The 17,620-nt window shown below is 53.8% G+C and carries 16 protein-coding genes; 8 read left to right on the top strand and 8 right to left on the bottom strand.

Going from position 1 to position 17,620, the window contains the following annotated elements:
• Positions 1-130: 130 nt before the first annotated feature.
• A complete protein-coding gene (gene typA / locus IAE50_RS16015) occupies positions 131-1,954 on the bottom strand; it encodes a ribosome-dependent GTPase TypA (RefSeq protein ID WP_042712320.1) in 1,824 nt (607 codons plus the stop codon).
• Positions 1,955-2,334: 380 nt separating this feature from the next.
• Between typA and glnA the strand changes: the two genes are divergently transcribed.
• From glnA to IAE50_RS15995, 4 genes are all read left to right on the top strand, one after another.
• On the top strand, positions 2,335-3,744 hold the full coding sequence (gene glnA / locus IAE50_RS16010) for a glutamate--ammonia ligase (protein ID WP_023479289.1): 1,410 nt from the start codon (positions 2,335-2,337) through the stop codon (positions 3,742-3,744).
• Between the two features lie 201 nt (positions 3,745-3,945).
• Positions 3,946-4,995, top strand: coding sequence for a nitrogen regulation protein NR(II) (gene glnL / locus IAE50_RS16005; protein WP_023479377.1), 1,050 nt, complete (start codon positions 3,946-3,948; stop codon positions 4,993-4,995).
• Between the two features lie 8 nt (positions 4,996-5,003).
• Positions 5,004-6,413: a nitrogen regulation protein NR(I) gene (gene glnG, locus IAE50_RS16000; protein WP_023479374.1), complete on the top strand. Its 1,410-nt coding sequence runs from the start codon at positions 5,004-5,006 to the stop codon at positions 6,411-6,413.
• A gap of 97 nt (positions 6,414-6,510) precedes the next feature.
• On the top strand, positions 6,511-6,621 hold the full coding sequence (locus tag IAE50_RS15995; protein WP_094192975.1) for a YshB family small membrane protein: 111 nt from the start codon (positions 6,511-6,513) through the stop codon (positions 6,619-6,621).
• Positions 6,622-6,654: 33 nt separating this feature from the next.
• Here IAE50_RS15995 and hemN read toward each other — a convergent pair whose 3' ends face one another.
• Together hemN and yihI are read right to left on the bottom strand one after the other, a co-directional pair.
• Positions 6,655-8,028, bottom strand: coding sequence for an oxygen-independent coproporphyrinogen III oxidase (gene hemN / locus IAE50_RS15990; RefSeq protein ID WP_200580698.1), 1,374 nt, complete (start codon positions 8,026-8,028; stop codon positions 6,655-6,657).
• A 186-nt stretch (positions 8,029-8,214) separates the two neighbouring features.
• Positions 8,215-8,718 (bottom strand): Der GTPase-activating protein YihI, encoded by a 504-nt coding sequence (gene yihI, locus IAE50_RS15985; RefSeq protein ID WP_042712325.1) that lies wholly within the window; start codon positions 8,716-8,718, stop codon positions 8,215-8,217.
• A 571-nt stretch (positions 8,719-9,289) separates the two neighbouring features.
• Between yihI and yihA the strand changes: the two genes are divergently transcribed.
• Positions 9,290-9,919, top strand: a complete 630-nt coding sequence (yihA, locus tag IAE50_RS15980) for a ribosome biogenesis GTP-binding protein YihA/YsxC (protein ID WP_023479300.1) — start codon at positions 9,290-9,292, stop codon at positions 9,917-9,919.
• Between the two features lie 302 nt (positions 9,920-10,221).
• On the opposite strand, the gene polA is transcribed toward yihA, so the two are convergent.
• Both polA and IAE50_RS15970 read right to left on the bottom strand, forming a co-directional pair.
• Positions 10,222-13,008 carry a DNA polymerase I gene (gene polA, locus IAE50_RS15975; protein ID WP_200135225.1) on the bottom strand — a complete coding sequence of 929 codons (2,787 nt, stop codon included), beginning with the start codon at positions 13,006-13,008 and terminating at the stop codon, positions 10,222-10,224.
• A gap of 203 nt (positions 13,009-13,211) precedes the next feature.
• A complete protein-coding gene (locus tag IAE50_RS15970; RefSeq protein ID WP_200580697.1) occupies positions 13,212-13,433 on the bottom strand; it encodes a hypothetical protein in 222 nt (73 codons plus the stop codon).
• On the opposite strand from IAE50_RS15970, the gene IAE50_RS15965 reads away from it, so the two are divergent.
• On the top strand, positions 13,432-14,340 hold the full coding sequence (locus IAE50_RS15965) for an acyltransferase (RefSeq protein WP_200580696.1): 909 nt from the start codon (positions 13,432-13,434) through the stop codon (positions 14,338-14,340). The two genes, IAE50_RS15970 and IAE50_RS15965, sit on opposite strands and share 2 nt — an antisense overlap.
• A 12-nt stretch (positions 14,341-14,352) precedes the next feature.
• Here the strand turns inward: IAE50_RS15965 and dsbA are convergent, their stop codons facing one another.
• The 3 genes from dsbA to IAE50_RS15950 all read right to left on the bottom strand — a co-directional run bounded on the left by dsbA (position 14,353) and on the right by IAE50_RS15950 (position 16,324).
• The gene (dsbA, locus tag IAE50_RS15960; RefSeq protein WP_042716840.1) at positions 14,353-14,976 is read right to left on the bottom strand and encodes a thiol:disulfide interchange protein DsbA; all 624 of its coding nucleotides are present in this window, start codon (positions 14,974-14,976) and stop codon (positions 14,353-14,355) included.
• A gap of 16 nt (positions 14,977-14,992) precedes the next feature.
• Positions 14,993-15,979 carry a serine/threonine protein kinase gene (locus IAE50_RS15955; RefSeq protein WP_200580695.1) on the bottom strand — a complete coding sequence of 329 codons (987 nt, stop codon included), beginning with the start codon at positions 15,977-15,979 and terminating at the stop codon, positions 14,993-14,995.
• Positions 15,980-16,054: 75 nt separating this feature from the next.
• Positions 16,055-16,324 carry a YihD family protein gene (locus tag IAE50_RS15950; RefSeq protein WP_023479302.1) on the bottom strand — a complete coding sequence of 90 codons (270 nt, stop codon included), beginning with the start codon at positions 16,322-16,324 and terminating at the stop codon, positions 16,055-16,057.
• A gap of 66 nt (positions 16,325-16,390) precedes the next feature.
• Here IAE50_RS15950 and mobA point away from each other — a divergent pair, with 66 nt between their 5' ends.
• Positions 16,391-16,975 (top strand): molybdenum cofactor guanylyltransferase MobA, encoded by a 585-nt coding sequence (gene mobA, locus IAE50_RS15945; protein WP_200580721.1) that lies wholly within the window; start codon positions 16,391-16,393, stop codon positions 16,973-16,975.
• The gene (mobB, locus tag IAE50_RS15940; RefSeq protein WP_200135258.1) at positions 16,975-17,490 is read left to right on the top strand and encodes a molybdopterin-guanine dinucleotide biosynthesis protein MobB; all 516 of its coding nucleotides are present in this window, start codon (positions 16,975-16,977) and stop codon (positions 17,488-17,490) included. The genes mobA and mobB overlap by 1 nt, the downstream gene beginning before the upstream one ends.
• Positions 17,491-17,620 lie beyond the last annotated feature (130 nt).

Here is a 17,620-nt window from a genome sequence, read left to right as displayed (position 1 = left end):
TGCCTGCCATGGAGAGTTAACTGTAGCGGGAAAGTTTCCGCTTGAATAGCGGGCCCTTTCACGCCCGCGATCGCGGGATAAAAAAAAGCCGCTGATAATCAGCGGCTTTTGTTGGGCTAAAAGAGGAGAATTACTCTTCTTTTGCACCGCGCATGGCGCGTTTACGGTCGTTCTCGGTCAGATGACGTTTACGGATACGAATGGACTGAGGTGTTACCTCTACCAGTTCGTCATCATCGATGAACTCGAGCGCCTGCTCCAGGGTCATCTTGATCGGCGGAACCAGAACCGTTGCTTCGTCCGTACCGGACGCACGCATGTTGGTCAGTTTCTTACCGGTCAGGCAGTTTACCGTCAGGTCGTTAGAGCGGCTGTGAATACCGATGATCTGGCCTTCATACACTTCCGCACCGTGACCGAGGAACAGCTTACCGCGATCCTGCAGACCGAACAGCGCAAACGCAACCGCTTTACCCTGACCGTTGGAGATCAGCACGCCGTTGTTACGCTGGCCTACTTCGCCCGGACGAATATCGTCGTAGTGGCTGAAGGTGGAGTACAGCAGACCGGTACCGGAGGTCATGGTCATGAACTCTGAACGGAAGCCGATCAGACCGCGGCTTGGGATCACGTAGTCGAGACGTACGCGGCCTTTGCCGTCCGGATTCATGTTTTTCAGATCGCCTTTACGCTCGCCCAGTGCCTGCATAACAGAACCCTGGTGCTGCTCTTCAACGTCCAGCGTTACGTTCTCGAACGGCTCTTGTTTGCGGCCGTCGATTTCGCGGAAGATTACTTTCGGACGGGAAACCGCCATTTCGAAACCTTCACGACGCATGTTCTCGATCAGAACAGAGAGGTGCAGCTCACCACGACCAGAAACACGGAACGCATCCGCATCCTGAGTCTCTTCAACGCGCAGCGCAACGTTGTGCACCAGCTCTTTGTTCAGGCGGTCAAGGATCTGACGAGAGGTAACGTATTTACCCTCTTTGCCACAGAACGGAGAGGTGTTGACGTTGAAGAACATGGTGACGGTCGGCTCATCAACGGAGAGCGCCGGCAGCGCTTCAACACTCTGCGGATCGCAGATGGTGTCGGAGATGTTCAGCTCGCCCAGACCGGTGATTGCAATGATGTCGCCCGCTTCTGCCACGTCACTCTCAATACGCTCCAGCCCCAGGTGAGTCAGCACTTTGCCAACTTTACCGTTACGGGTTTTGCCTTCGCTATCGATGATAGTGACCTGCTGGTTCGGCTTCACTTTACCGCGTTTGATACGGCCGATGCCGATTACGCCAACGTAGTTGTTGTAATCGAGCTGGGAAACCTGCATCTGCAGCGTGCCGTCGAGATCGACGTTCGGTGCCGGTACATGTTCAACAATCGCCTGGTACAGCGGGGTCATGTCTTCAGCCATGTTTTCGTGGTCCAGACCCGCGATACCGTTCAGCGCAGAAGCGTAAACGATCGGGAAGTCCAGCTGTTCGTCGGTCGCGTCAAGGTTAACGAACAGGTCGAAGACCTGATCAACAACCCAGTCCGGACGCGCGCCAGGACGGTCAACTTTGTTGATTACCACGATAGGTTTCAGACCATGGGCAAATGCTTTTTTGGTCACGAAGCGCGTTTGCGGCATCGGGCCGTCAAATGCGTCAACCACCAGCAGCACGGAATCGACCATGGACATTACACGCTCAACTTCACCACCGAAGTCGGCGTGCCCTGGGGTATCAACGATGTTGATACGATAATCATTCCATTTGATAGCGGTGTTTTTAGCGAGGATGGTAATCCCACGCTCTTTCTCCAAATCGTTGGAGTCCATCACACGCTCTTGAGTTTCAGCACGTTCGTCGAACGTACCGGATTGCTGCAGCAGCTTGTCAACCAGGGTCGTTTTACCATGGTCAACGTGAGCAATGATGGCGATGTTACGCAGATTTTCGATCACAACTTTGCCTCAGGCATTAGAAATAGCGCGTTATTGTACACGTATTAATCGAAGGACTAAACAGGATCACAAACATACCCTGCAAACAAGTATTGCAGAGTTGCTTTGTGATCGCTTTCACGGAGCGTTAAAAGGGGCAAATAACGAAAATTGCACCAATATGGTGCCCTATGTTTCCATAAAAGCACTATATTGGTGCAAGGTAACCATCATGGTGCAGCCCTTTTGCACTATGCCGAGCATGATAACGCCTTTTTAGGGTGATTTAAAAGTTGGCATAGATTTCGCTTATCCATTGTACGGCAACTACGCCAGATTTACGTAGTAATTAGAAGACCTCGTTACCACGACGACAATGACAATCCCGGGAGAGTTTAAGTATGTCCGCTGAACACGTTTTGACGATGCTGAATGAGCACGAAGTGAAGTTTGTCGATCTGCGCTTCACAGATACCAAAGGTAAAGAACAGCACGTCACGATCCCAGCCCATCAGGTAAACGCTGACTTCTTCGAAGAAGGCAAAATGTTTGATGGTTCTTCGATTGGTGGCTGGAAAGGCATCAACGAATCCGACATGGTGCTGATGCCGGACGCCACTACCGCTGTCATTGACCCGTTCTACGAAGAGTCTACGCTGATTATTCGCTGCGATATCCTCGAGCCAGGCACCATGCAGGGCTACGATCGCGACCCGCGCTCCATCGCCAAACGCGCTGAAGAGTACCTGCGCTCCACCGGTCTGGCAGACACCGTACTGTTCGGGCCAGAGCCGGAATTCTTCCTGTTTGACGACGTGCGTTTCGGCAGCTCCATCTCCGGTTCCAGCGTTGCTATCGACGATATCGAAGGCGCATGGAACACCACCACCAAATATGAAGGTGGTAACAAAGGTCACCGTCCGGCTGTGAAAGGCGGTTACTTCCCGGTTCCGCCGGTAGACTCCTCTCAGGATCTGCGTTCCACCATGTGTCTGGTGATGGAAGAGATGGGCCTGGTCGTCGAAGCGCATCACCATGAAGTGGCGACTGCGGGTCAGAACGAAGTGGCAACCCGCTTCAACACCATGACCAAAAAAGCGGACGAAATTCAGATTTACAAATATGTGGTACATAACGTTGCGCACCGCTTCGGTAAAACCGCGACCTTTATGCCGAAACCAATGTTCGGTGATAACGGTTCCGGTATGCACTGCCACATGTCTCTCTCCAAGAACGGCACCAACCTGTTCTCTGGCGACAAATACGCTGGCCTGTCTGAGATGGCGCTGTACTACATCGGCGGCGTAATCAAACACGCTAAAGCGATCAACGCCCTCTCTAACCCGACTACCAACTCCTACAAGCGTCTGGTCCCGGGTTACGAAGCACCGGTTATGCTGGCCTACTCCGCCCGTAACCGTTCTGCCTCTATCCGTATTCCGGTTGTTGCCTCTCCGAAAGCGCGTCGTATCGAAGTGCGCTTCCCGGATCCGGCTGCGAACCCGTACCTGTGCTTTGCCGCGCTGCTGATGGCGGGTCTGGATGGTATTAAGAACAAAATCCACCCGGGCGAAGCAATGGACAAAAACCTGTACGATCTGCCGCCGGAAGAGGCGAAAGAGATCCCGCAGGTTGCAGGCTCCCTGGAAGAAGCGCTTAACGCGCTGGACGCTGACCGCGAGTTCCTGACCGCTGGCGGCGTATTCACCGACGACGCTATCGACGCTTACATTGCGCTGCGCATTGAAGAGAACGACCGCGTTCGCATGACGCCGCACCCGGTAGAGTTCGAACTCTATTACAGCGTTTAATTACGTTATTAATACTCGGCCGATTTCTCGTCACAGTCAGTTGGCGGCGAGAAATCAGCCAGAGAATTTTTAGTTGCCGTGGAAACTTTGGCCCATCACACGATGGGCTTTTTTCGCCGACAACAACCTGATCTCACGCGCTTTTTCTTTCTATAACGCTATACTGCACAAAATTGGTGCATATCTCCGGGAGACTGCTACATGGCAAGCGGCGCGCTGCCCGATGCTGGGCAGATCCTCAACTCTTTGATCAACAGCATCCTGCTGGTTGATGACGACCTGGCGGTACATTACGCCAACCCCGCAGCACAACAGCTGCTGGCGCAAAGCTCGCGCAAACTGTTCGGCACCCCGCTGCCGGAACTGCTGAGCTACTTCTCCCTCAATATCGACCTGATGCGTGAAAGTTTGCATGCAGGCCAGGGCTTTACCGATAACGAAGTGACGCTGGTCATTGACGGGCGCTCGCATATTCTCTCCCTGACGGCGCAACGCCTGCCGGACGGGCTGGTGCTGCTGGAAATGGCACCGATGGATAACCAGCGTCGTTTAAGCCAGGAGCAGCTTCAGCATGCTCAACAGGTGGCGGCGCGCGATCTGGTGCGCGGCCTGGCTCATGAGATCAAAAACCCTCTTGGCGGCCTGCGCGGCGCGGCACAGCTTTTGAGTAAAGCGCTGCCCGACCCGTCGCTGCTGGAATATACCAAAGTGATCATTGAGCAGGCCGACCGCCTGCGCAATCTGGTCGATCGCCTGTTAGGGCCGCAGCAGCCGGGCATGCACGTTACCGAAAGCATCCATAAAGTGGCTGAACGCGTGGTGAATCTGGTGTCGATGGAGCTGCCGGCTAACGTCACGTTAATTCGCGATTACGATCCCAGCTTGCCGGAGCTGGCGCACGATCCTGACCAGATCGAGCAAGTTTTACTGAATATCGTGCGCAATGCGCTTCAGGCATTAGGGCCGGAGGGCGGCGAAATTATTCTGCGCACCCGCACCGCGTTCCAGTTAACGCTGCACGGCGTACGTTATCGCCTGGCAGCAAGAATCGATGTGCAGGATAACGGCCCGGGTATACCGCAGCATTTGCAGGATACGCTGTTTTACCCGATGGTCAGCGGCCGCGAAGGTGGCACCGGGCTTGGCTTATCGATTGCACGCAGCCTGATTGATCAACACTCAGGCAAAATTGAATTTACCAGTTGGCCAGGCCATACCGAGTTCTCGGTATTCCTGCCTATTCGGAAGTAGAGGTGTTTATGCAACGAGGGATAGTCTGGATCGTGGATGACGATAGCTCCATCCGTTGGGTGCTTGAACGCGCGCTCACCGGGGCAGGCTTGAGTTGTACAACGTTTGAAAGTGCCAATGAAGTGCTTGATGCGCTGACCACCAAAACGCCGGATGTTCTGCTTTCGGATATTCGTATGCCCGGTATGGACGGGCTGGCACTGTTAAAACAGATTAAGCAGCGCCATCCGATGCTTCCGGTCATCATTATGACTGCACACTCGGATCTGGATGCAGCGGTAAGCGCTTATCAGCAGGGGGCATTCGACTACCTGCCTAAACCGTTCGATATTGATGAAGCGGTGGCGCTGGTTGAACGCGCTATCAGCCACTACCAGGAGCAGCAGCAGCCGCGCAATGTGCAGGCTCTCGGCCCGACCACCGATATCATCGGCGAAGCGCCGGCGATGCAGGATGTGTTTCGCATTATTGGCCGTCTGTCGCGCTCATCGATCAGCGTATTGATTAACGGCGAGTCCGGCACCGGGAAAGAGCTGGTTGCCCATGCGCTGCATCGCCACAGCCCGCGCGTCAAAGCGCCGTTTATCGCGCTCAATATGGCGGCGATCCCGAAAGATTTGATTGAATCGGAGCTGTTTGGCCACGAGAAAGGAGCCTTTACCGGCGCTAACACCATTCGTCAGGGGCGTTTTGAGCAGGCCGACGGCGGCACGCTGTTTCTTGATGAGATTGGCGATATGCCGCTCGATGTGCAGACGCGTTTGCTGCGCGTGCTCGCCGATGGGCAGTTTTACCGCGTGGGCGGCTACGCGCCGGTGAAAGTCGATGTCCGTATTATTGCGGCGACGCACCAGAACCTGGAGCTGCGCGTGCAGGAGGGGAAATTCAGGGAGGATCTGTTCCACCGCCTGAATGTTATCCGTGTGCATCTGCCGCCGCTGCGCGAACGCCGGGAAGATATTCCGCGTCTGGCGCGCCACTTCTTACAGGACGCTGCCCGTGAACTGGGTGTGGAAGCGAAGCTACTACATCCGGAAACCGAAGCGGCATTGACCCGTCTGGCATGGCCGGGCAACGTGCGCCAGCTGGAGAACACCTGCCGCTGGTTAACGGTAATGGCGGCAGGACAGGAAGTGCTGATTCAGGATCTGCCCAGTGAGTTGTTTGAAGCCACGGTGCCGGATAGCCCGTCGCAGAGTTTGCCGGACAGCTGGGCGACGCTGCTCGCGCAGTGGGCCGATCGCGCGCTGCGTTCCGGTCATCAAAACCTGCTCTCTGAAGCGCAACCGGAGATGGAGCGTACCCTGCTGACCACCGCACTGCGCCACACTCAGGGGCATAAGCAGGAAGCGGCACGCCTGCTCGGCTGGGGGCGTAATACCCTTACGCGTAAGTTAAAAGAGCTGGGAATGGAGTAAACGTAAAGCGCGATCCGCCCGCGAAAAGTGCTGCTATTTTGTGCTTTACTGTTCGTCGCAGTGCAGTATGATCTTGCGCGTTCAGGGGGGGGTTATCATGCTGGAATCGTTCATTCATCTGGTTACGGCTGGCGCCTCTGCCAGCCATACGCCACAAACGGCTGTCGCAGCGCTGCTTTGTGCAACGCTGGTCGGGCTGTTTAGCTAGCGGTTTAACAGGCCTGGTGCTTTTGCAGGCCTGTTAAATCACCCGCGAGAACTGCTGTAGCCGCGCTTTCTGGCGCAGATAGACATCGAAGCACATGCAGATATTGCGAATCAACAGACGCCCTTTCGCCGTTACCTGAAGCCCCTGCTCATCCCTATCCACCAGCCCATCTTTGATCAATGGCGCAAGCAGTTGCAGATCTTCAGCAAAGTAGTCCTGGAAATCGAGATCCCACGCGCGCTCAATATCGCTGAATGAGAGACGGAAATTGCAGATAAGCCCCTTGATCACATCCCGGCGAATGCAGTCATCGCGGGTCAGCGCAATGCCGCGCCACAGCGCATTTCCCTGCTCATCAACCTGCTGATAGTAGTGTTTGAGCTCTTTCTGGTTTTGCGCATAGCTGTCGCCAATCATGCTGATGGCAGAGACGCCAAGCCCCAGCAGGTCGCTGTCGCCCTGAGTGGTGTAACCCTGGAAGTTGCGGTGCAGCACGCCGTTGCGCTGGGCAATCGCCAGCTCATCATCCGGACGGGCAAAGTGATCCATGCCGATAAACTGGTACCCGGATGCGGTCAGCGAGGAGATGGTCTGCTGCAGGATATCGAGCTTCTGCTGCGCCGAAGGCAGATCCGCATCTTTAATTTTACGCTGGGCAGCAAAGAGCGTCGGCAGATGCGCATAGTTGAAGACGCTTAAGCGATCGGGGCTGAGTTCAGCGACGCGTTGCAGCGTATAGGCAAAACTCTCCGGCGTCTGTTTGGGCAGGCCGTAGATCAGGTCGATATTGGTCGAGGTAAAGCCGATATCGCGCGCGTGGTTAAGCAGAGCAAAGATAAACGATTCATCCTGTTCACGGTTAACCAGCCGCTGCACCTCTTTATTAAAATCCTGCACGCCCATGCTAAGGCGGTTAAACCCTTCCCCGCGCAGATGGTCGAGCACATCCAGTTCAATTTCGCGCGGGTCGACCTCGATGGAGATCTCCGCCTCGGCATCAAAGGCGAAGTTGCCGCGCAGCAGCGCCATCAGGCGGCTGATCTGTGCTTTGTTGAGATAGGTTGGCGTACCGCCGCCCCAGTGCAGCTGGCTGACGTGACGGCCCTTAAACAGCGGCGCGCGGTGGATAATCTCCTGCTCCAGCGCATCGAGGTATTGATCGGCTTTATGCTGTTGGCGGGTAACAATTTTATTGCAGCCGCAGAAGTAGCAGAGCTTGTGGCAAAACGGGATATGAACGTAGAGCGAAAGCGGACGTTCAGGATAACGCGCCACGGCGCGGTGAAAATCCGCTTCGCCGAAGGCGTCAGAAAACTCAAGCGCGGTGGGATAGGACGTATAACGCGGCCCGGAATAGTTATATTTCTGGATCAGGGCCAGATCCCAGTCGATGACGTGCTCAGACATTGCTTACTCCTTCCGATGACGCCGCTGGCGATACCGGCGGCCTGGGCCGATCCCCTTTCGGGTTATCAGCCGGTTGCGCAGCCACTGTTTGCGCCGCGACAACCGCTGTAGTTTAACGAATAACCACACCAGATAACATATAACCGGAAGGGTTATAAGCAGGACGGGAAGCCCCATAAGAAAGGATTAGTTGCCGCCCTTGAGCAGACGCATCATATCTTCCTTACGCTCCTCTTCCTCTTCTTCTTCGTCATCATCGTAAGAGAGGCCCAGCTTCTGCATCAGCTCATCAATACGATCCAGTTTGGCATCAACCCATTTCTGCTCGTCGGCGCTCAGGGTTTCACCCTCTTCAAGACGTTCAAGTAGCGCATCCAGGCGCTCATCCGTTTCCAGCATCTCTAATTCAGCCTGCGGTGAAAGCATAGGTTTCTCACTCTTCGGTTTGTGCTGCTTAGTGACTGGCGTGTCGGTAACACCCAGCGGAATCGGTGTTTTACTGCCAATACGCGGATCTTTCTGTGCTTTGCCCTTGCCGGAGCCTGAAGCGTTATCGCCACCGTTCGCGCGGCTGCCTGAAGCGTTGCCGCGATGCCGTTTATCACGCTTACGTTCGCGGCCTTCCTGGTTCAACTCTTCACGGGTTTTACGGCGCACTTTGCCGCGCGGTTGGGTAGACGGTTTTTTCATCATAGGGGTCTTAGGTGGTTTTTCATCAGTATAGAATTGCGGCGGAATCTAGCAGAAAGCAAGCAAAGAAAAAAGGCGGCAGTGTAAACTGTCGCCTTTTTTCTTGACCCTGACCCGTAAAGGGCTCTACGTTCCCTGTTTGCTGTCAACGTGCCCTGTTTTTCCATTAGCATCAACACTCCGTGTTGCGGTCCCTCTCCTTGTGAACGTCTCCTGACGTTTTCCTCTGGTCTTCGCCTCCTGGCGCTCCCGACCCCTCGATCCGTGAGTTATCCTTTCCTGTAAAGCGTCCTGCTACGGGGCGTTACTTTACCTGTCTCAGAGAAAGAGACAAGTACGAATACCCTTACAAAGGATAAATTAAGAGAATTCCATAAAAATAAGTTATTGATTTTATTATTTATAGCTATTTTTTAACCTGCAACTACTCCGAAAATTCGCAACGTATAAAGGGCAAATATCCTACAAAGCGCGCGGCAATCACCTACAAAGAGGAATGATGCGAGAAAAACAGTCTTTTACGTGGGTTCAGGTATAATCCCCGCATGCTTTAACGATGGAGACGACCGTTTTGACTAACCTGAATTACCAACAGACGCACTTTGTCACCAGTGCGCCTGATATTCGCCACTTACCCGCCGATACCGGCATTGAAGTGGCATTCGCTGGCCGCTCCAACGCCGGAAAATCGAGCGCACTCAATACGCTAACCAATCAAAAGAGCCTGGCGCGCACCTCTAAAACGCCGGGCCGTACCCAGCTAATCAACCTGTTCGAAGTCGTAGAAGGCAAACGCCTTGTCGACCTGCCCGGCTACGGTTATGCCGAAGTGCCGGAAGAGATGAAAATCAAATGGCAGCGCGCGCTGGGTGAATATCTGGAGAAACGTCAGTGCCTGAAGGGGCTGGTCGTACTGATGGATATCCGCCATCCGTTAAAAGATCTCGACCAGCAGATGATCCACTGGGCGGTAGCAAGCGAGATCCCTGTGCTGGTGCTGCTGACCAAAGCGGACAAGCTCGCCAGCGGCGCGCGTAAAGCGCAGGTTACGATGGTGCGGGAAGCGGCAATTGCCTTTAACGGCGATGTGCAGGTTGAAGCGTTTTCGTCGCTGAAAAAACAGGGCGTGGATAAACTGCGCGAGAAGCTGGATAGCTGGTTCTCATCCATTGCGCCAGCAACAGAAGACGCCGGCGAATAACCCTTCTGGCGCGGCGTCCGCTGCGCTTTATTGCTCTCTTTCGCGCAATAAAAAACGCCCCAGTCATTACTGACTGGGGCGGCTAAATATTCAGCCAAATCCGATTACGTGAAGTAAAAGGTCTGAAAGATAGAACATCTTACCTCTGTACCCTACGCGAATAACTCTACTCCCTTTTTGGATCTGGAAAAAGGACTTTTTGTAATTTCTTTTCAACTTTTACATACGGAATTCTAATGATTGTCACAAAAACGCCGTGTTATGTTGCTTAGTTACAGAAAAGTCCCTTTCCTGCCGCACGCTTAGTGCGCTTGATCCCAGTTTGGCCCGCTTCCCACTTCCACCAGCAGCGGCACATCGAGTTGGGTACTGCTCTCCATTAGTTCATGGATCTTCTTCGTGACCGCCTCGATATCCTCTTTATGCACCTCGAACACCAGTTCATCGTGTACCTGCATGATCATCCGCACGCGCGGCTTCTCTTGCTGTAACCACGCATCGACGGCGATCATCGCACGTTTGATGATATCTGCTGCGGTGCCCTGCATCGGGGCGTTGATCGCCGCGCGCTCGGCACCCGCACGGCGGGCAGCGTTGCTCGCTTTGATGTCCGGCAGATAGAGGCGGCGACCATCGAGCGTTTCAACATAGCCGTTCTCTTTCGCCTGCGCGCGGGTACGCTCCATATACTCCAGCACGCCAGGATAGCGCTCGAAGTAGAGATCCATATACTTCTGCGACTCTTTGCGCGGAATATTGAGCTGGCGCGAGAGACCAAAGGCGCTCATGCCGTAGATCAGACCAAAGTTGATCGCTTTCGCGCTGCGGCGCTGTTCATTGCTTACGCTATCCAGCGGCAGGCCAAACACTTCCGCCGCCGTTGCGCGGTGAATATCCTGACCTTCAGAAAACGCTTTCAGCAAGCCCTTATCCCGTGAGAGGTGCGCCATGATGCGCAGTTCGATCTGCGAGTAGTCGGCAGAGACGATGACGTAATCTTTCGGCGCGATAAAGGCCTGACGAATACGACGTCCCTCTTCATTACGCACAGGAATGTTTTGCAAGTTGGGATCGGTAGAGGACAAGCGCCCGGTCGCGGTCACTGCCTGGTGGTAAGAGGTATGTACGCGCCCGGTTTTTGGGTTGATCATCAGCGGCAGCTTATCGGTGTAGGTCGATTTAAGCTTCGCCAGACCGCGATATTGCAGGATCACTTTTGGCAGCGGGTAATCCAGCGCCAGCTCTTCCAGCACCTCTTCTGAGGTTGACGGCGCGCCGCCCGGAGTTTTCTTCAGCGGTTTAATGCCCTGTTTTTCAAACAGAATAGTTTGCAGCTGCTTAGTCGACGAGAGATTAAACGCTTCGCCCGCGATCTCATGTGCTTTTTGCTCCAGCTCCGCCAGGCGCAGGGTCAGCTCCTCAGAGTGCTTGTGCAGCACAGCCGGATCGATATTGACGCCGTTGCGTTCGATACGCGAAATGACCGGCACCAGCGGCATTTCAATATTCTGGAAGACATTCAGCGGGCCGGCGTGCTGTTGTAGCTCTGGCCACATCGCCAGATGGAGTTGCAGCGTGACATCAGCATCTTCCGCCGCGTAATGCCCGGCCTCTTCCAGCGCAATCTGGTTGAAGGTCAGCTGATTTTTACCTTTCCCGGCAATCTCTTCGAAGGTCACAGTTTTGTGCTTCAGCCAGCGCTGAGAGAGGCTGTCCATATCGTGACGGCCAACAACGCTATTGAGGATGTAGGACTCAAGCATGGTGTCGAAGGCGATACCGCGCAGTTCGATGCCGTAATTTTCCAGCACGCCGCGATCGTATTTCAGGTTCTGGCCCACTTTAAGAAGCTTTTCATCTTCCAGCAGCGGTTTCAGCAGTTCCAGCGCGCGGTCGCGCGGGATCTGATCCGGCGCATCAAGGTAGTCATGGGCAACCGGTACATAGGCCGCCACGCCCGGTTCGATAGCAAAGGAGATGCCGACCAGATTGGCACTGATGTTATCCAGGCTGTCCGTTTCGGTATCGAAGGCAAACAGCGCCGCGCTTTTCAGTTTGCCAATCCAGCTCTGCAACGTCTCTTCATCAAGGATGGTGACGTAGTTTTCAGCGGAGAGGATAGCCGTCGGGATATCGGGCTCCGCTTCTACCACAATCGTCTCCTGCGGCTTCGCGGCTGGCTTGCTTCCTCTCGCCTGCAGCCATTTTCCGGCTTCGACATCCGCCGTCCAGCGCTTAAATTCGTAACGCTTAAAGAGCTCCACCAGCTCTTCGGTGGCCGGTTGCTGAACTTCAAGCTGTTCGCTCGTCAGCTCCAGCGGAACATCGGTTTTGATGGTCGCCAGCTGGTAGGAGAGGTAGGCAACCTCTTTATTCTGCTCCAGCTTCGCCGCCATGGTTTTCGCACCACGGAAGCTCAGTTCGGCAATTTTTTCCGGCGCGGCATAGAGCGAGTCGAGACCGCCCAGCCCTTGTAACAGCGCCTGCGCGGTTTTTTCACCCACGCCAGGTACGCCCGGGATGTTATCGGAGGAGTCGCCCATCAGCGCGAGGAAGTCGATAATCAGCTCTGGCGGTACGCCATATTTGGTAACGACCTCTTCCGGCCCCAAAATGGTGTTGGACATGGTATTGATCAGCGTGACGTTCGGCGTCACCAGCTGCGCCATATCTTTGTCGCCGGTACTGATCAGCACCGGGCGCCCTTTTTTGTCCGCTTCACATGCCAGCGTGCCGATAACGTCATCCGCTTCAACACCCGACACCGCCAGCAACGGCAGACCCATCGCTTTCACCATTGCATGCAGCGGCTCAATCTGCGCACGCAGATCGTCCGGCATCGGCGGGCGGTGGGATTTGTAATGTTCGAACAGCTCATCACGGAACGTCTTACCCTTCGCATCAAACACCACTGCGACATGCGTCGGCTGATACTGCAGCAACAGGCTGCGCAGCATATTCAACACGCCGTACATTGCGCCGGTGGGTTCCCCAACGCTGTTAGTCAGAGGTGGAAACGCATGATACGCGCGATAGAGGTAAGAGGAGCCGTCAACAAGAATGAGTGGGTTTTCGGGGATCTGAACCATGATATCCATGCCTGTTTTTTCAATTTACGCTAAAGGATGCCACAGACAGGATGAAAACATGAGTTTTTCCCGGTAAATGGCGGAAAAGATTTCGCGATCGTCGGGATCCCTCGCAGAAACATCCTGTGGATAAGTTTGTGCACAGTTTTTAATTGGCTGGATTTTTGTGGCTTTTCGTGGATCGTAAAAATATACAAACCTATTTAAATCAATACATTGAGAAGATAAAAAGGATCGCTGTTGCTTTTTGGTGATAATCTGCTCTGTGTGGATAGAAGAAAAAGGGCATTGCATTCTTCTTTACTATCTATCAAAAGCGCTGAATAAGGTTTCCCCATTGCCGCTCTTGCTTTTCTGATAAAATCTGCGCCTTGCACACCTTTTAGCGAGCATTTTGCTGCTAACTTTTTGAAATATTTAATCATGTCGAGACTACCCGCGGTTATTACGCTCTTTTTTAGCGTTCTGTTAACCATCCTGCTTACTGTTGTTTGCTCCGTGCCGATTATTATCGCCGGCCTGATAAAACTGTTTATTCCGATCCCGCGTTTTTGGCGGGCGATCTCTGCATTCTGTAATGTGATGATGGCTTGCTGGTGCGAAGGCCTCTACTGGCTGCTACGCCTCAATCCCCGGCTGGAATGGGATATTCAGGGGCTGGAGGGGTTGAATAAGAGAAACTGGTATCTGCTTATTTGTAACCACCACAGCTGGGCAGATATCGTGGTGCTGTGTGTCCTGTTCCGCAAACAGATCCCGATGAACAAGTACTTCCTGAAGCAGCAACTCGCCTGGGTGCCCTTTATCGGCCTGGCGTGCTGGGCGCTGGATATGCCTTTTATGCGCCGCTACTCACGAAGTTATCTGTTGAGGCATCCTGAAAGACGGGGTAAGGATGTTGAGACAACGCGCCGTTCGTGTGAGAAGTTTCGCCTGCATCCGACGACAATGGTGAATTTTGTTGAAGGATCGCGTTTTACAGAAGAGAAACGGCGTCAGACACGCTCTTCGTTTAAGCATCTGCTGCCGCCAAAAGCGGCGGGTATCGCGATGGCGTTAAACGTTCTGGGTAAACAGTTCGACAAAATGCTGGATGTGACCCTTTGCTACCCGGAGAACGATCGCACGCCCTTTTTCGATATGCTCAGCGGCAAATTGACGCGTATCGTGGTGCGTATTGATTTGCTGGCGGTTCACGATGGGTTGCATGGCGATTATATTAATGACAAGAATTTCAAGCGCAGCTTTCAGCAATGGCTGAATGGGTTATGGCTCGCTAAAGATGAACGTATAGACGCCATCAAAGCCACCTGTAAAAACGCCGGTCAGTGACCGGCGTTATCTTTACTTTTTCTCAACCAGGAACTTCACCGTATCAGCGTAGCTTTTCACAAACGCATCAAGGCTGCTGCCGTCCATACCGCGTTGATCGATCTGGTATTTACCGTTGACGAACATTGCGGGTACACCCTGCAACTGCAGATCGGCCGCAGCTTTCTCTTGCTGGGCAACCAGTGATTTCACCACGAAGCTGTTCCAGGCAGCGTCATACTCTTCGCCCTTCACGCCGGCTTTGATAAATACGTCACGAATGTCAGCAACGGTTTGAACAGTCTGCGTTTTTTGTACCGCCTCAAACATCGGAGAGCTGATTTTATCTTCCACGCCCAGCGCCATCGCTACGGCCCAGGCCTGCGTCATCTCTTTGCCCAACGGCCCCAGGAACTCGACGTGGTATTTGGTCATTTTTGTCCCCTGCGGCAGTTTCTTTTTCACCGCTTCGGAGACGTGCCAGACCTGCTCAAAGTCGTAGCAGTGCGGGCAATAGAATGAGAAGAACTCCAGCACCTGCGGTTCACCGGCGACCGGCTTATCCAGCGTGTTGTACTGCTTACCTTCGGTAATGTCTGCTGCCGAAGCGCTAAATGCCAGAATCATTCCTGCCAGCGCCAGCCAAATCTTCTTCATGGTCAACTCTCTCCGTTTAATACATGGGGGTTAATGCTAAAGGGGGTTCTTGCAGAACCTTCACCTGTTCAAGAAAAATGTGCGTCTGATTGCGCCAGTGATCTTCGCTGTTCAACCAGGGGAAATTTTTGGGAAACGCGGGATCGTCCCAGCGGCGGATAAGCCACGCCAGATAGTAGACCAGACGCATGGCGCGCAGCGGTTCAATCAGGGCAAGCTCCGCGGTATCAAACTCACAAAACTCTTCGTAGGCTTCGACGATCATCTCCAGCTGCATGCGCTGCTCGGCTTTATCACCGTGCAACAACATCCATAAATCTTGTACCGCCGGGCCATTACGCGCATCGTCTAAATCGACAAACATTGGGCCATCTCGCCAGAGAATATTCCCGGCATGACAATCCCCATGCAGACGCAGCACGTTGGCGCGATTATGCCACTGCGCCATAACGGCATCGATAAGCTTATCAACTGCGCGCAAAAACGCCTCTTTTAAGCTTGCCGGGATTAGCGAGGTGGTCTCAAAAAGCTGGCGCGGCTCGCGCAAATATTCGTTAACGCCCATGTCAGGACGATGGGTAAAACGCTTTTGACGGCCGGTCTGGTGCAGACGACCAAGGTAGCGGCCAACCCACTCCATCTGATCGAGATTGTCCGCTTCAAACTGGCGGCCACCAACGCTCGGGAAAACGGCAAAGAGGAAATCCTGGTGGGTGAGTAAGGTTTCATTATTAAACGCGAGCGGTGCAGCGACCGGCACATCATTCTCTTGCAGGTCGAGCGCAAACTGATGCTCTTCGCGTATCTGTTCCGCTGACCAGCGCTGCGGGCGGTAGAACTTCACGACATAGCGGCGGCGATCTTCGTCCTGAAACTGATAAACACGGTTTTCGTAGCTATTAAGCGGAGTGAGGCCGGAATCGACCCGGATCCCCTGCGCGAAAAGCGCATCCATGATGGTATCCGGGTGAAGCGTCTGGAAAGTAAAAGCGTTACAGGTCATCCTGGGATCCGAAAATACGACGAATGATTCAGGATATCATTTTGGGCCGTTTTCGGTGGCTCCTCTTACAAGGTTTTACTCTTTAATCACGCCGCGGGCGCGCAGCAACGCGGTTTTGAAATCCTCTTCGTAATCTTTTTGAATGCCAGGGATTGCTGCGTCTTTTGCCGAGTCGCGCATTTTCAGGTGATAGATCAGGATGTCATCACTTAAATCGGCCAGTTCGCCCTCATAACCTGACTCTTGCGCCAGTTTCTGTAAAAATTGCATTAAATTGAGTTCTGGCTCTTTCTGCCAGGCTGGCTGGAGAAGTTCGATAACTTCGTTGAGGCGTTTACATTTCATGTATCTGCTCCTTATTTTGTGTTCCGACACGTTAGCAGGGTCAATCCCACAATAAAAGAGGCGTTACTGGTGAAGGATAGCAGTGCAGTACTCGGCGTCGTGCTGGCTGGCGGCAAAGCCGCGCGTATGGCGGGCAAAGACAAAGGGTTGCTGGAGCTTAACGGTAAACCGCTCTGGCAACATGTCGTCGGGCGATTAGCATCCCAGGTTAAGAGCGTGGCAATCAGCGCCAACCGCAATCTTGATACCTATCGCCTCAGCGGCCTGCCGGTCATTGAGGACACTCTACGTGACTTCCCGGGCCCGCTTGCAGGGATGTTGGCTGCTTTGCAACAGTGCGAAGCCGAATGGTTCCTCTTTTGTCCCTGTGATACGCCCTATATTCCGGACGATCTCTTATCGCGTTTACTGGCCGGCCGCGGTCAGGCTCCGGCAGTGTGGGTACATGATGGCGAACGCGACCACCCAGTGATTGCTCTGCTTCATCAGGACCTTTCATCGCAGCTGGAAGCGTGGCTGGCACAAGGTGAACGCAGGGTAATGATGTTTATGCGTGAAGCAGGCGGGCATGCGATAGATTTCAGCGATCGGCGCGCGGCATTCGCCAATGTGAATACGCCTGACGATCTGGCGCGTTGGCAGGAGAGATGATGATACCATTACTTGCGGTGGCGGCCTGGAGCGGAACGGGTAAGACGACACTGTTGAAAAAGCTGATTCCGGCGCTGTGCGCACGAGGCATTCGTCCCGGCTTAATCAAGCATACTCATCATGATATGGATGTTGATACGCCGGGCAAGGATAGTTATGAGTTACGTAAGGCAGGCGCAGCACAGACGCTGGTCGCCAGCAGCCAACGATGGGCATTAATGACGGAAACCCCTGATGAAACTGAGCTGGATCTTAACTGGCTGGTCAGCAGGATGGATGCGACAAAGCTGGATCTGGTGCTTGTCGAAGGCTTTAAGCATGAACCGGTGCCTAAGATCCTGCTCTGGCGCGCAGATTGTGGGCATGACATTGATGAGTTAACGATAGATGAACATACGATCGCGGTTGCGAGCGATGTTGAGCTGGCGCTGTCTGTACCGGTGCTGGATCTTAATGATATTGAGAAAGTTGCGGAGTTTGTCTTGCAGTGGTTAGCGCAGAAAAAGGCTGTTTAAGCGCTACTTGCCATTTTATTGGGTGTTTTTTTCGCGCAGAAAGCAAAAAACCCCAGCCGTGAGGCTGGGGTTCTTCTTATTTGATGCCTGGCAGTTCCCTACTCTCGCATGGGGAGACCCCACACTACCA

Source organism: Kosakonia sp. S42, from assembly GCF_016624785.1.
GTDB lineage: Bacteria > Pseudomonadota > Gammaproteobacteria > Enterobacterales > Enterobacteriaceae > Kosakonia > Kosakonia cowanii.
Note: the sequence above shows the minus strand (reverse complement) of the source record. Positions and strands in the feature narration are given on the sequence as shown.

Excerpts from the sequence above, each read along its gene's own strand:
- glnA (WP_023479289.1), top strand. The coding sequence starts at position 2,335 with ATGTCCGCTGAACACGTTTTGACGATGCTGAATGAGCACGAAGTGAAG.
- glnL (WP_023479377.1), top strand. The coding sequence starts at position 3,946 with ATGGCAAGCGGCGCGCTGCCCGATGCTGGGCAGATCCTCAACTCTTTG.
- glnG (WP_023479374.1), top strand. The coding sequence starts at position 5,004 with ATGCAACGAGGGATAGTCTGGATCGTGGATGACGATAGCTCCATCCGT.
- IAE50_RS15995 (WP_094192975.1), top strand. The coding sequence starts at position 6,511 with ATGCTGGAATCGTTCATTCATCTGGTTACGGCTGGCGCCTCTGCCAGC.
- hemN (WP_200580698.1), bottom strand. The coding sequence starts at position 8,028 with ATGTCTGAGCACGTCATCGACTGGGATCTGGCCCTGATCCAGAAATAT.
- yihI (WP_042712325.1), bottom strand. The coding sequence starts at position 8,718 with ATGAAAAAACCGTCTACCCAACCGCGCGGCAAAGTGCGCCGTAAAACC.
- polA (WP_200135225.1), bottom strand. The coding sequence starts at position 13,008 with ATGGTTCAGATCCCCGAAAACCCACTCATTCTTGTTGACGGCTCCTCT.
- IAE50_RS15965 (WP_200580696.1), top strand. The coding sequence starts at position 13,432 with ATGTCGAGACTACCCGCGGTTATTACGCTCTTTTTTAGCGTTCTGTTA.
- IAE50_RS15970 (WP_200580697.1), bottom strand. The coding sequence starts at position 13,433 with ATGATTAAATATTTCAAAAAGTTAGCAGCAAAATGCTCGCTAAAAGGT.
- dsbA (WP_042716840.1), bottom strand. The coding sequence starts at position 14,976 with ATGAAGAAGATTTGGCTGGCGCTGGCAGGAATGATTCTGGCATTTAGC.
- IAE50_RS15955 (WP_200580695.1), bottom strand. The coding sequence starts at position 15,979 with ATGACCTGTAACGCTTTTACTTTCCAGACGCTTCACCCGGATACCATC.
- IAE50_RS15950 (WP_023479302.1), bottom strand. The coding sequence starts at position 16,324 with ATGAAATGTAAACGCCTCAACGAAGTTATCGAACTTCTCCAGCCAGCC.
- mobB (WP_200135258.1), top strand. The coding sequence starts at position 16,975 with ATGATACCATTACTTGCGGTGGCGGCCTGGAGCGGAACGGGTAAGACG.